12 protein-coding genes and 1 pseudogene are annotated in these 13727 nt (G+C 40.0%); 7 read left to right on the top strand and 6 right to left on the bottom strand.

The window, feature by feature from the left end:
- Window positions 1-17: 17 nt before the first annotated feature.
- Window positions 18-1190 carry an ACP S-malonyltransferase gene (fabD, locus tag IEY53_RS19155; protein ID WP_189027803.1) on the bottom strand — a complete coding sequence of 391 codons (1173 nt, stop codon included), beginning with the start codon at window positions 1188-1190 and terminating at the stop codon, window positions 18-20.
- A 654-nt stretch (window positions 1191-1844) separates the two neighbouring features.
- On the opposite strand from fabD, the gene IEY53_RS19150 reads away from it, so the two are divergent.
- From IEY53_RS19150 to IEY53_RS19140, 3 genes are all read left to right on the top strand, one after another.
- The gene (locus tag IEY53_RS19150; RefSeq protein ID WP_189027801.1) at window positions 1845-2024 is read left to right on the top strand and encodes a hypothetical protein; all 180 of its coding nucleotides are present in this window, start codon (window positions 1845-1847) and stop codon (window positions 2022-2024) included.
- A 242-nt stretch (window positions 2025-2266) separates the two neighbouring features.
- On the top strand, window positions 2267-5329 hold the full coding sequence (locus tag IEY53_RS19145; protein ID WP_189027800.1) for a type 2 lanthipeptide synthetase LanM family protein: 3063 nt from the start codon (window positions 2267-2269) through the stop codon (window positions 5327-5329).
- Between the two features lie 40 nt (window positions 5330-5369).
- Window positions 5370-5777 carry a cysteine peptidase family C39 domain-containing protein gene (locus IEY53_RS19140; RefSeq protein WP_229696232.1) on the top strand — a complete coding sequence of 136 codons (408 nt, stop codon included), beginning with the start codon at window positions 5370-5372 and terminating at the stop codon, window positions 5775-5777.
- A 319-nt stretch (window positions 5778-6096) separates the two neighbouring features.
- On the opposite strand, the gene IEY53_RS19135 is transcribed toward IEY53_RS19140, so the two are convergent.
- The 5 genes from IEY53_RS19135 to IEY53_RS19115 are packed head-to-tail and all read right to left on the bottom strand — an operon-like array spanning window position 6097 to window position 10977.
- Entirely contained in the window at window positions 6097-8502 is a 2406-nt protein-coding gene (locus tag IEY53_RS19135; protein WP_189027798.1) for an ABC transporter permease, read from the bottom strand.
- Window positions 8503-8506: 4 nt separating this feature from the next.
- Complete coding sequence (locus IEY53_RS19130) at window positions 8507-9295, bottom strand: ABC transporter ATP-binding protein (protein WP_189027796.1); 789 nt, start codon at window positions 9293-9295, stop codon at window positions 8507-8509.
- Window positions 9296-9345: 50 nt separating this feature from the next.
- Window positions 9346-10116, bottom strand: coding sequence for a DUF4097 family beta strand repeat-containing protein (locus tag IEY53_RS19125; protein WP_189027794.1), 771 nt, complete (start codon window positions 10114-10116; stop codon window positions 9346-9348).
- Window positions 10113-10661, bottom strand: coding sequence for an HAAS signaling domain-containing protein (locus tag IEY53_RS19120; RefSeq protein ID WP_189027792.1), 549 nt, complete (start codon window positions 10659-10661; stop codon window positions 10113-10115). Before IEY53_RS19120 ends, IEY53_RS19125 begins: the two co-directional genes overlap by 4 nt.
- A gap of 4 nt (window positions 10662-10665) precedes the next feature.
- Window positions 10666-10977, bottom strand: coding sequence for a PadR family transcriptional regulator (locus IEY53_RS19115; RefSeq protein ID WP_189027790.1), 312 nt, complete (start codon window positions 10975-10977; stop codon window positions 10666-10668).
- Between the two features lie 295 nt (window positions 10978-11272).
- Here IEY53_RS19115 and IEY53_RS36100 point away from each other — a divergent pair.
- From IEY53_RS36100 to IEY53_RS36090, 4 genes and pseudogenes are all read left to right on the top strand, one after another.
- Window positions 11273-11524 (top strand): annotated as a pseudogene (locus IEY53_RS36100) (4'-phosphopantetheinyl transferase family protein); the annotation flags it as partial.
- A 16-nt stretch (window positions 11525-11540) separates the two neighbouring features.
- Window positions 11541-11786, top strand: a complete 246-nt coding sequence (locus IEY53_RS36095) for a 4'-phosphopantetheinyl transferase family protein (protein ID WP_373293886.1) — start codon at window positions 11541-11543, stop codon at window positions 11784-11786.
- Window positions 11787-12593: 807 nt separating this feature from the next.
- Window positions 12594-12725, top strand: a complete 132-nt coding sequence (locus tag IEY53_RS35750) for a hypothetical protein (RefSeq protein ID WP_268240796.1) — start codon at window positions 12594-12596, stop codon at window positions 12723-12725.
- Window positions 12726-12856: 131 nt separating this feature from the next.
- Window positions 12857-12994, top strand: a complete 138-nt coding sequence (locus tag IEY53_RS36090) for a transposase (protein WP_373293885.1) — start codon at window positions 12857-12859, stop codon at window positions 12992-12994.
- Window positions 12995-13727: the final 733 nt, after the last annotated feature.

The raw sequence follows: 13727 nt of genomic DNA, 5'->3' as shown, positions 1-13727 counted from the left end.
GGACCTGCTTTACTGTTTCATTTGGAGTCTGCCCTCTTGTTTTTGGTATACAGAATCGTGTCAATCCATTCCATCGCTGTCTTCATTTGCACCATAGTTAATTCTCCCACCGTATGTTCTAGAAGGCCTCTCAATTGCTCATACGGTTGAATAACCCCTGTCAAATGTTCATTAGGATTAACATTTCTGTTTTTTGAGATAATAGCTGCGGTAAGGTATTGGCCTATGAGTTCCCTATTTCCTGTTCTCGGTTCACAGTTAAAGATCTCCCTTAAATCGAGTAGATCCTTCGAATTACCTAAATGACGGGAAATACCTTTGAAATGAAAACTCTTCATCATATTAGTCAGCACTCTGCCAGGGCCCATCTCAATCGTATGGGTAATACCTTGTTCCATCAGATATTGGACCGTATCGAACCATCTCACAGTTTTAATCATTTGCATGTGTAACTTATCCACCACATGATTAATGCTGTCGTGTGGCAAAGCTGTGACGTTCGAAATAACGGGCCACTTAGGGGCGCTAAGGCAGTATTTCTGCAGTTGCTCAGCCAATATGTCTGCTGCGTCTCTCATCATGGGGCTGTGAAAAGGACCACTAACTGTTAAAGGTGAGCAGTGTACGGACATTTGCTGCAACCTTACAAGCGCCTGATCCACAGAAGCCCTGTGACCGGATATCACGTTTTGATTGGCTGTATTGCTGCATGCGACGACAACAGATTGCCCGCCCTGGGAAATTTCCCGGCATAATTCCTCAAGTTCCTTTCGCTCCAAGCCAACAACGGCTGCCATGGACCCGCTATTAGCGGGTACTGCATTTTGCATCAATATACCTCTTTGCCTTACGATGGTAAGCCCATCTGCAAACGATAGGACACCACTGCATATCAGAGCACTATACTCGCCTAAGCTATGTCCTGCCAGAAACATAGGTTCAATTCCCAATTCTTGCATGAACAACTCGAAGATGATCACACTTAAAGTTACGATAGCAGGTTGGGCATTTAATGTTTGCGTCAAATCGGCTTCTGGACCTTCAAAGCATAGTCTTTTCAAATCCAGACTGAGTAAATCACTCGCTTCTTCAAATCTCCGTTTAGCTAATAAGTTTCCATCGTATAGGTCTTTGCCCATCCCCAAGTATTGAGCGCCTTGCCCGGGGAAAAGAAATGCATATTTATTCATAATTCACCATCTATTCTTATATTTAATAGACTGTCGTGTACCTAGGAGAATTAGCGATAACGCACTTAACAGACCACTATTTCCCAGGGAAAATGATAAACTTTTAGATAGTTTTTACTTATAAATGCATAAGTAAACCCTTTATTTGTATATGGCTACCTAGATCTATACAATTATGTTTTAAAGAAATACCCTCCTAGCATTTTATTTCCCACTTATAATATATTTTTATACATAAATATCCAAATAACCTTTAAATATATTTTATGTAAAATAAAAATCAAAAGAGATAATAATATCATTCTTTTACAGGGTTCTTTTGTAATTATATACATTATTATTCCATAAAACAACAGGTTTTTACCGACATAAAGAGTGGTTTTTCGACTCCACGGAAGGATTTTTATGCAAAGTCACCTTAAAAGCGACTTCAATTGGAGATCTATAAAACGGGAAATTTGGTAAAGGGTGTTTTTTGAGAAAGTCCCCCTTTACATCGCATAATCTTCCATGCTAGTGTATATGGAAGAAATTAATAACATTTCCTAAAATTCCAATAATAAAAATCAAGACAACATGTCTCTCTATTGAGAATTGTTCACATTCTCTATGCCCTGCTCGGCAGGTACAAGTTTATGAAAGGAGGTGATACTTATGAAATGGAAAAATCAAGCGGAAAATCTCAAGCCAGATACGTGTAATCCAGTAGGTAGTGTACTGTCTGAATTGACAGATACTGAAATGGAGACTGTGGCTGGCGGCGACTATCCGCATCTTCCTAGCCTTACGAAGAACTGTAGTATATGGACGATTATATCGGGTTGTAGTTGGTAGTTTTTTTATAATGCTGGAATTAAGATATCAGTGCAACCATCAGGAATGATATTATTTTTAGTCAGTTTGCCTTTACATGGATTCAATTAGGAGGGTATTTCTTGTACTTAGGAGCGTTATAGATAATGCTTGCCTAGTGCATCAGTATGAAATACCTTCCACTCCATGTAGGGAATTCTGTAATCCGCTTCCAGTTTCGTTTCAGTAAGTCACTTATATTATTGAAAGGGTGCAATTATACAGTGATAAATACTAGTGAAAAGGTAGATTACTGGACGAAATTTTTCTATGGCAAAGAAGAGTATTTAAAAAGGAGCCTTAAAGAAGTATCCAGTCTTGAAGTTGAGACCCTTTTTAATTTGCAGAAAAATGACTCCACGTGGAAATGTGAGTGGGAAGAGTTACTGAATCGTTCAACAGAAAACTCCTTTTTCAAACCACCTTTTTTTTCGGGATTTATTGAACGTTTCTTTTTACTGGCTTTTGATTTATTGGAAAAAAACGGGATGATTAGTGATGCAGATTTATATATAAATGTTACTGTTTTCAAAAGTGCACTACCGTCTTTATTCGAAAGAATCATGGATTATAGTTATAAAACTCTGATTTTGGAAATCAATGTATTAAGAGATCGAGGGCTACTACACGGAGATAATTCAGAAGAAAGATATCAGTACTTTGAAAGTCTGCTGCATGATAAAGGGTATTTAAACCAATTGGCATTGGAGTACCCGGTGTTAATTCGTTCATTGCTTCGTACAACTGAAAAATGGGCAGTTCATATTACTGAAGTGCTAAATAGGTTTGAACATGACTATTCGAAGATTGTTTCACATATGCCTGAAGTCAAGCAGTTCGGCAAGCTTGTTCGGCTTCATATTGGTGCAGGGGACACACATGCTGGACGGAGTGTGACGATTTTAGAGTTTATGACGGGAGATAAATTGGTATATAAACCCCGTTCATTAAAGGTTGATGAGGGTTATTATCGAATTTTGTCGCAGATGATAGAGTTTGGTGTTCCACATATTAAAATGATAGAAATTATAGATTGTGAAAGTTACGGCTGGACAGAGTTTATAAATTTCTCTGAGTGCATATCAATGGAGCAAGTTAACCAATTTTATCATAATATGGGAATACAATTAGCCATCATGTACATGTTTAACGCTACAGATTTCCATTACGAGAATATTATTGCACATGGGTCTAGCCCTGTTGTCATTGATCTAGAATCACTGTTTCATCGTTCTATAAGTATGGAAATATTTGAAAACAACGCAAAAGGTCGTGCCTGTGAAATGCTGGCGAGTTCTGTTATGTCTTCCGGCATGTTACCACAGTATATTTTCAAAACAAAGACGTACTCTGGGTTAGAAGTTAGCGGTATTTTTGGATACGGTGGACAAGAAATACCCAATGTTATGCGTGTTGCCCATAGAGGAACGGACCGAATGAGATTAGAAAGAGGAGTGGGGCAAGTGGGAGAAAGTAATAATCTTCCACGTTATAATGACGAAGTTATCGATAGTTATCGATATGTTAATGACATTGAACAAGGTTTTTCTCAAGCTTACAGGATCATAATGGAGAACAAGAACAGACTGAATGAAATGATTCGGGAGTTTGATAACGTTATAGTTAGAGTGATTGTGCGAAGTACTGAATCGTATGGTGAATTAATGCGCACACTCTATCATCCTGACTTATTGCGAGATGAATTAGATCGTAAAGTTGTTGTACATCGAGTATGGTTGAAATGCCTAGCCGATCCTAAGCAATTACAATTGGTTCCTCACGAGATGCGCGATATTGAAGACGGGGACATCCCTATCTTTTATACCGGTCCTTCTGAAATAGATGTTTGGGCATCGAATGGTGAGCGAATTCCCCAGTTATTCGAACAATCAGGGATAGATGTTGTAATAAACAAAATCGAAAAAATGGACGAAAATGATCTAAGGAAACAGTTACAATTATTACATATGTCTGTCTTGGCGTCTAAGCCTGACCTTTACTCCTACCGTATTCCTGAACTTCGATTAAATGACTCAAACGATGCCTTAGAATCTAACTGGAAAGCAGAGTATGTACGGCTAGCTACTTCCATTGGAGAAAGTCTGGTTCAATCGGCAGTTGCCTCTTCGAATACTGCAGTTGATGATATTACATGGATTGGTTTAGTATCCAGTCATGAAGAGAGGAATCTCAGATTATCTCCAGTAGGATATGACCTATACAGTGGAAATAGTGGAATTGCTTTGTTCTTAGGTTATCTAGCTGAACTGACTGCAAATAACCCATACAAATGTATGGCTCGAAGAGCATTGCAGCCGTTGATAGAAATCATGAGAGATAAGGGCAGGTCAAGTAAAGTATCGTTAAGTGTTGGAGCATTTGAAAATGGCAACGTCGGTGGTGGCTTATTTGTTGCCTATCAATTATCACGTTTATGGAATGATGAACAGTTACTACAAATGGTTAAGGAATATCTTCCTTACTATTGTCAACTCGTTGATAAAGACACTGAATTCGATTATATAGGTGGTGCAGCTGGAGCAATTGATATACTCCTGCATATGTATCACGGAACGGGCTGGTTAGAAGCGTTGCAAGGCGCAGAGAAATGCGCGGAACATGTGCTTCAGAATGCTCAAACCCTGCCAGATGGCAGCATAGCATGGTTGACGAAAACGAGTGATGAGCCCTTTGTGGGATATTCTCATGGTGTTTCTGGAATTATTGCTCCATTATCGGCGTTATACAGGGTAACTCAGCGTGCAGTGTACATTGAATATATCGAAAAAGGATTACAGTATGAGCGTGCAAACTATCATGCTGAATTGAAAAATTGGATTACTCCTAACGATACAGCAAAGGTGACATGGTGTCATGGAGCACCCGGCATATTGTTATCTCGACTCCGCCTGGTAGAAAACGGATATTGGGACGCATATATTGATCAAGAAATTAATATTGCTCTTGAAACAACTCTCAAATTAGGTTTTGGGACAGAGCCTGTGTATTGTCACGGTGATTTTGGGCAATTGGAAATATTACTTTTTGCTAATACAGTTCTTGATCGCAATGATGATACTGTCAATTTAGTCAGAGCACATCTGCTTAGACTTCTAAAAGATCAACCATGGACTACTACGGGTGTCCATCGTGCCTTTGATATCAAAGGACTAATGGCCGGTTTGGCGGGGATTGGATTTGGTCTATTAAAGCAGGCATTTCCGGATAAAGTTCCTAACGTGTTGAATTTGGAGAATGATAAATTCTTCTCTTCCATTTCCGGGTAAATGATGTGATCTAAAGTCAAAGTAGAAGGGAGAGAATGTAATGGCTCGTCGGCGTGTGCCTTATGTCGCTCAGATCCATCAGTCGGAGTGTGGACTTTGTTGCCTTGCTATGATATCAGCCTACTATCAAAAGGAAGTTTCATTATATAGTTTACGTGAACGGGCAGATGTCAGACGGGATGGTATAACGTTATTGCAGCTAAAGAGAATTGCGGAAAGTATCGGCTTTGATGTTAAAGCTTACCGCATTGAGAGTATTCATCAATTTAAGCAGGTTACCCTACCAGCAATTTTACATTGGAACCAAGGACATTATGTGGTTCTTGAAAAGATTGAAAGGAACCATGCCCGGATTGTTGACCCGCCCTTCGGGAGGATTAAGCTGTCATTAAAAAACTTCAGCAAGCAATTTACAGGATTTTTGATGACAGTAGATGTAACAGAATAACTTGACGCCCAGAAGAGTCCTAATATGTAATAACTCAACTTTCGCAGAGCAAAAATCGTCTTGAGTCCTTGCAGCTGTACGGTTTCTACGCCTATAGATGCATCTAAGCGTTTCCTTGTTCAAGGGCAGACGCTGTCGCTGAAAGAATTATTGTACCCGGCAGCGTCTCCTGTAGCGAGCAATAAGCGTGATATCCTACGTTCGATTCGGACAGAATTGGATCCAGGCATTCCAGTTCTTCGCCGATCCCCATATTTTACGCCATCCACCCAACCTTTTTTCATAGATAAATCGGTCAATTAGTGACGAAATACATACTCTATTCTGAGATGAGGAGCCGTAAAGATGTCTTTTGTATCATTTTTGAAGCAATCCAGGATCCCCAGACGACAGCAATAACCATTACAAACAGAGTGAAAAAAAGCATACTGAAGTCATAATTTATTGGAAACTGCACTATACCATAATTAGATAATATGGTATTTAATAACACAGGGAAAATATATATTCCGATAGGTACTCCGATGATTACACCAATAGCTACAAGAATTAACGTACTGAAAGCTATTGAGACTCGAATCCGGTTGGATGACATCCCTATCGTCTTATAAATCCCATATGTCTTACTTTCTTTTTTTACATATATCCGGTTTATGCTAAAAGTAATACTGAACACAACGATGATGATAAACAATCCCATAGTTAACATTGGCATAATTAATACGGCTACCGCCTGAGAAAATGTTTCCTTAATCAACGTTTCTTGTGAAGCAATATAAATAGCAGTGCCATACTTTTTACTGAAATCCTGAATAAATTGGTCTTTAGAAACATTGGAATTAAGATTCAATAAAACTAAGGGGTTTCCAGGGTTACTATCAAGCTGGAGTTTGTCCATGGCCTCCAAGGTCATTCTTGCAGAGATCGACGAATTTGTAATTGCTTGATAAACACCAGATATCGTGTAAGTCCCCTTGCGTCCTTGAACATAAACATCTATACTTTCGCCTACACCCTTATTTAAAGCTTTTGAGACCCGGGTACCAATTGATATTTCATTTTTACCCTGAGGGTTGCGCCCAGCAATATTTGTCAGCCCAAGCTCGTCAAGATTACCGCCAATGGAATTAATATAAACCCCGGCCGTATTATTTTCTGATTTCATCTCCAGATCTATTGGAATAACGCCATACAACCCTTTACTAAAACTAATATTACCAACGCGCTGATCTTCAGATAGGACCTGCTTTAGCTCGTCTGCACCTAACTCAGATTGATTGAGAATCTCCAGACTGATATCTGCATTGTCAAAACCCCATTGCGGGGGGGCTAAGGAGGAGATACTTGACATAAAAATAACACCCGTAACCAGAACAGCAGTCGTTAGAGCAGTAATAAGTGCCATTAGGAAGGATCCCCCCCTATTTTTCACCAGCCCCCTGATCGCAACGGCTACTGTAACGGGTATGCGATCAAGCCATTTATGGCTGAGGCGAGAACCGATAAGCCGTTTAGCTGATTTTGCTAGCTGTGTCTCTGACATCCCATACCGAATGGCTTGCGCGGGTTGTATGGTACGTGATTTCAAAGAGAACAGCAGAGAGATGAACCCGATTAATGTAAGTACTGAAATCCCCACTAATATACCATAGATAGTGAAATTTATGCTTAACAAGTAATCATTGGTTTTCAAATATGACAAAGACATAGTAATAATCTTCTTTGAGAAAGGATAACTCAGAAGCACCCCTGGTATTATGGAAATAAAGGCTAATAAAAAGTATTGCAATACATATACAGAAATGACCTTTTTGGCTGAAAGCCCTGATGAACGAACAATGCCTATTGTTTTGTAACTCGATAGAATCGCATCAGAAATTGTAAATCCGATCGTATAGAGGGCAATCATGATCATAATCGTGGCAAGTAATATCATAATGAAGCTTAATATTTTTCCCGTTATTAAATAAAACGAAGATATTCCTTGAAAATCTGTTAACGATTCTAGAAAAGGGGCGCCAAAAGCAGCCTCAAACCGAGTCCAATACACCCCCTGATCGTTAAGGTTATCGAATCTTAAGCCCATAATGGCCTTATCCACTTGTCCATTAACGGCCATACTGTGTGCATAATCATTAGTATTTAACCATATTCTGGCCGTGATTGAGAAGGGTTGGCTGAAGGGGATATCCACGACAAGGGCAGAAACTTTGAGCTTTAATTGGCCCGTATCCGTCTTGACTCCAATTTCATCCCCTACGGATATCGCTTTAGAGTAGGCCAATGAGGTCGGTATCCAAGTCGTGCCTTCTGAAGGCACTTCTGTTTTAGTTCCCTGTGCAAATATCAATTGATCTACTTTTGTCTGATTTGGGGCAGTTCCCGAATCCATCATATAGAGGTTAATATTCGATACTTCTTTTCCCTGATAGGTAAACGTCGATAAGCTTCGGTAATGGAATAGTGAAGATGCAGTGACGCCTTTTTGCTCCGCCCACCAATCATGTACCCGATCTGGATCGTACAAGCCATTCTCAAAATATAAAATTTCATGAGAGCCGTTCACTTTATTATGCACGTCCGTGAATACCTCTCCCGTATTGTTCATAACTACAACTGCAGTAGATAAAAGCAGCGTAGACAGCATAATGATAATCGCAATAATCCCGTTCTGAATTTTTCTTTTCTTTAAATTGGACAAGCACAAGAGAAATACTGGATACATGTTCTTATGACTCCTTTCCGAATACAAACGAATACACTTTCCGTTCTCTCTCTACCATTGTTTCAGGTTTATACTTCGAGAGCTCCAGAATGGAGTCTATCATGCCATCCTTAATGAGAATTAGACGATCCGCCCGACACGCAGCTTTCATGTCATGGGTAACCATGACTATGGATTGCCCCTTTTTGTTCAGCTCCGTTAGAATATCCAGTATAATCTCGCCTTGCTGTACATTTAGTGCACCGGTTGGTTCATCGGCAAACACGACCTCCGGTGAATTGATTAATGCCCTGGCAATCGCCGCCCTTTGCTGTTGCCCGCCCGACACTTGTGAAGGAAGACGATTTTTTTGTTTATCGATGTCCAGACTACTCATTAACGATAGGGCCTTGCTTCTAACCTCTCCTTTGGTTCTTCCTGAGATATATCCCGGAAACGCAATGTTCTCAAACAGCGAAAGATCAGGCAACAAATTGATTGACTGATACACGTATCCGATTTTTGTTGCTCTGAATTGCGCCATTGCTCTTTCATCATTCGTATCAATTCGCTCGTTTTTGAAATAAATATCCCCTTCCGTCGGACTGTCGAGGCCACTTAACAAGTACAGAAGAGTTGATTTCCCAGAACCAGAACTCCCCATAATGACGGTAAAGTCACCATCGTATATTTCCAAGTTGATATTTTTAGTGGCGTGGAAGCTGTCCTCTCCACTGTTGTAGACCTTAGAGAGATTTTCAACCCGTAATACATTTTTTTTAGTTTGTTTTTGCTGAATAGATAAGCTAATCATAGTGCAGCCTCCTCTTTAATGGGAATTATTCCGCTATCTTAAAGGTGTTGCTAATTATTTGCCATTAACAGTGCCAGATCACCCACTTCCGACGTTAGTTTAACATTGGGTCCTCCAGTCCCTATTGAACCATCTTTTACGTTTGGCAAAAGAATGGATTCTTTCCCTAGCCCACTTCTTAAATTCGTTTGGATAGCTTCAGGTGCAACCTGTGTTATTATAGTTATATTTCCATACTTTGTATTTGCTTCAATATCATTGTCAATCGTTTGTAGCTGCACATTAATATCCCCTGCTCCCGTTACACCGTTGATTATCCCTTGCAATTCGCCTGCCGTTATATTGCCGTTGCTTGCCTCCAAAAACGATTGCTTGACCTGTATCCCCTCAACGTTTATATTAGCTGTTTTGGTCTGAACCTGAAGCCGTTCAAAAACTTTTTGCGGTAATTGAACCTGAAGTTCATAACCACCAGAGTAAATCGCAAATATATGTTTTTTTTCTAATTGCTTCGCTTCTATTGTGACCTGGTTTCCATTCTCCTCAACCATTAGTTGGTAGTCATCTGCCCATCGATGTTCAGACGTCCCTTTCATATGAACTAGAACTTTTGTTCCGTCATACGGAATGATATTAACATCACCTGTATTAGACATAACGCGAATGTCAGATATGTTCGCAGCAGATACGGATTTCGTATAATTGATCACCGTTAAATTAAACGGAGATTTATTAAAGATATAGAGCAGGATATTCCCAAATATAGCAACCGCAATCAAAACGAAAGCAAATGTAATGATCTTTTTTGTTTTGCTTTTCACAGCGATTTCCTCCTTACAATTTTTAGATTAAAATTCAAATAGGTAATCACGAGCTTATAGTATGAAGTCGTCGTTTTCAGCGCCCCTAGAAGCAGGAGAAGTCCAACACCGACAAGGCCGAGTATCAACATGAATTCTTTCAAATACGTCAATGTGAAGCCATCCTGGATGAGTAATAGAATAGGAGAGGCTAATAAAAATGCGGAGAAAGCGAATAACGCCACAAGGGCTGTCAAACCCAAAATAAATGGAACCAAAACAACCAATAAGTTGAGCATCCCTAGCCCTAATGCGGCAAAGACTGCTCTTGTCACGCTTTTTAATGATGGATTCACTTGTGCCTTTGTAATTTCGTATTCAAGCAAGATTTCCTTCGCAATCATATGAGGTTCGCCGAATTTTTTGATAATGTCACTTTCCGAGCGGCCTCTTAAATGTCCTTGTTCAAAATGTTCTTCATAGTCTGTTAATATTTCGGTCCGTTCCTGTTTGGGCAGCCTCTTCAAGTATTGGCTAAGTTCAGCTAAATAGGTCTCTTTGTTCACCCCGTTACTCCTCCTCAAGCATTTTTTCTACACCTTTAGCAAAGTGCCTCCATTCAGCAACCATTTCTTCTTTTAGATCCAAACCTTTTGGCATTAATTTATAGTACTTCCTCGGAGGGCCCTCTGTTGATTCCATTAGATACGTGGAAAATAACCCTTCTTGAGTAAGTCTTCTTAATAACGGATAGATCGTCCCTTCTGAGATCTCAAAGTTCTTTGAAATTTCTTCAACCAACTCGTATCCATACCGATCTTTCTTGGCCGTCAAGCTTAAAACACACAATTCTAAAACACCCTTTTTAAACTGGACGTTCATGGATCTTCATCCCTCCTTTGCCCAGTACCGTTCTTTGCAAGGTACCTTTAGGAAGATGTTACATTTTTTTCTCAAATAATGCAAGCTAAATTCCAAGAAATGTTTAAATAATATATAATATTGTTATTCCATGAATTTATTTCATTTTTAATAAAGAGATCCCACCTGTTTCTTTTATCCTCTTGATAAAAACGGCCAACATACTATAGTATGTATATTATGTTAGTATATTCCTTATAAATAAGAAGCATTGATCTACTTTGTCCAATATTATTGTCATGTGTGTACCTCCACTATGCAATCCATTGATTTCAATTGGCCAATAAGTTTAGTCTCGACTGAGAAGCGGGCGCGCATCAACCGATTCCATCGTCTGGAAGACGCTTGTCATTCTTTGTTAGGAAATTCCCTCGTCCGTGCGGCAGCGTTAAGAATATTAGATATTACAAATGATCAGATTGTTTTTACAGTAAACTCTTTTGGAAAACCTGCCTTGTTGGGATTTGATGAGTTTCATTTTAATATATCTCATTCAGGCTGCTGGGTAGCCGTATCTAGATCTCCTGAAGAAACCCGAAACAGATCAAAAAACTTTTTTTTCGATCTTGTGGACATTAAAAGAAAGCTATATCAAAGCAAAAGGAATGGGCTTATCCCTCCCTCTCAATTCATTCTCATTTACCTTCCACTCCGATCAATCGATCGCCCTCAGCCCGATAGAAGAAGGTTACTTCTTCAGACAATATGAGTTAGATTATGGCTATAAATTATCTGCATGCTCCTCTGCGGACGAGTTTCTGATACGATAATCTTTTGGAGTATGAATGATCTGCGTAACTGTGGGCCCAACTGAAACGGATCATTTTCGCATAATATAACCTGCTTCACCTTCACAAACTAATGGACCCAATAAAGCTCATGAACATCCCAACCGACCAATCCGATTTCCCTCCAAAATCAGGATGTTGTCCTAAAGTGTGATGAATGCCAAAAAAATCCCTTCAGTTATAAAAGGACTTGGTACCCATTCATTTCAAATATAGGTTCAATTAAAGTTTATTGAATTTCGGAATGGATTTCCTTATCCCACGTCGAATAGATAAGGAAACGAACGAGAAGAGTGGTGAGAATGGAAATCCAACCCTCAGAACAAGAGGATCTGGAAAACGGTTAAGCAAGAGAAAAACCGCCGGATGTATGAACATTATCATACGATTTACTTACATATGGTGAAACAGATGTCGGTAACCGAAATTTCGGAGATCATCCGCAGGCCCCCTGTAACGTTGAGCGCTTACATTCAATCCTATCAAAATCAAGGATTAGTGGCTTAGTGATGGGTGTTTCTATTGGGTGCTCCTGAACAGTTGACCCCCGAGTAGCAACAGCAACTCAAGCAAACGATCTTCCCAGACTGCCGCATGAAGTTGGCTTTCCGGTCAAGCACAATTGGACGCTGGCTCTAGCAGCCGCTTATGTGAAGCGTGAGTTTGAACGAAGCTACCCCTCGCAAGCATGGCCAATTACTGCACCGACTGGATCTACGCTTGAAGCTGCGGATAAAGCCCAGCAGAAAGAGTTTGTGCAAGAACGGTCTCCCCAGTTAAAAAAAATTAATGAACGATGAGATCGATCATCTCTTTTTTGAAGACGAGAGTATGATTCGCGATTATCAGACATTGCAACTAATCTGGTTCGAGAAAGTTAAACAACGGATCATCCCGACAACGGGCAAAACCGCGGCGTGAAGCTGCTTGCGACGGTGGATTACGTAACAGGTAAAATCGTAGGCAGGAAGATGAGCAGTACATGGCTGAGACATTTTTAGCTTTTTTTGAATACGCTCCTCACCCACTATCCCACAAGAAAGATTGCAATCGTGCTAAACAATGCCCGTATTCATCATGCGAAACCCCTGCAGCCCTTCCTGAAAGATCAAAAGGACCGGTTGAAATTCATCTTTTTGCCTCCCTACAGTCCCCAATTTACATCGTGGAAGGTCTATGGAAATAGCTGAAAGCCGATGTGATTAACATTGTGTTTTACCATACAGTGGCAGAAATTCGTAACAATATGAAGGTCTTTATGGAAGATATATTCAAAGACAAATGGACCCTTATGATCGTTTTTGTATACGCATGTAATCTTCACTTCAGAAACTTATTGAGTCTAAAATCATTATTTGAACCTATATGGTACTACTAAACGTAGATAATCCATTATTTAAAAACAAAAACCTTTCCCCTTCTAGGTCCACTTGATAGGCTTTTCCATGGTTGCATTGAAATAGGAAATAAACGTAAACACTGGCTTCTGTAAATCAAGCGTGTTTTTGAAACTGCTCCGTTTTAACAAGCGGCGAACCAGGATACTAAACCAAATCTCTATTTAGTTTAGCCAGGAACAATATTTGGGGGTAAAAACAAATCGAATACGATGAGACGAATCCGCCAAAAACGCGGTACGACTGGGTTGATTGACTAGAACTCCGCTCTTTCCTTTCTTGCCCAGAGGCTCCTCCAGCCCGCAATGGCTAGCCACGAGCCGAACCAGGCCTTCGGATTGATGCGTGTTCAACCCATCGGGGCGACAAAAAACAATCGGCCTCTGGATCCGTTTCGATCAGGTGCCGGATATGTGCAGCAAAATCGTTCTCATTCCGAGTAAGATCCATCGTGGAGGTGACCATTTTTCCGGTCGCGACCTCCACGCTAGCAATGAGACTGAGCGTACTATGACGCACATATTCA

The organism is Paenibacillus albidus (genome assembly GCF_014644435.1).
In the GTDB taxonomy this organism is placed as follows: Bacteria; Bacillota; Bacilli; order Paenibacillales; family Paenibacillaceae; genus Paenibacillus_AQ; species Paenibacillus_AQ albidus.
The sequence above is the reverse complement of the archived record's forward strand: the minus strand, read 5'-3'. Positions and strand labels throughout refer to the sequence as shown.

Coding starts and splice junctions, on each gene's coding strand:
- fabD (WP_189027803.1), bottom strand. CDS start 1,190: ATGAATAAATATGCATTTCTTTTCCCCGGGCAAGGCGCTCAATACTTG.
- IEY53_RS19150 (WP_189027801.1), top strand. CDS start 1,845: ATGAAATGGAAAAATCAAGCGGAAAATCTCAAGCCAGATACGTGTAAT.
- IEY53_RS19140 (WP_229696232.1), top strand. CDS start 5,370: ATGGCTCGTCGGCGTGTGCCTTATGTCGCTCAGATCCATCAGTCGGAG.
- IEY53_RS19135 (WP_189027798.1), bottom strand. CDS start 8,502: ATGTATCCAGTATTTCTCTTGTGCTTGTCCAATTTAAAGAAAAGAAAA.
- IEY53_RS19130 (WP_189027796.1), bottom strand. CDS start 9,295: ATGATTAGCTTATCTATTCAGCAAAAACAAACTAAAAAAAATGTATTA.
- IEY53_RS19115 (WP_189027790.1), bottom strand. CDS start 10,977: ATGAACGTCCAGTTTAAAAAGGGTGTTTTAGAATTGTGTGTTTTAAGC.
- IEY53_RS35750 (WP_268240796.1), top strand. CDS start 12,594: ATGAACGATGAGATCGATCATCTCTTTTTTGAAGACGAGAGTATGATT.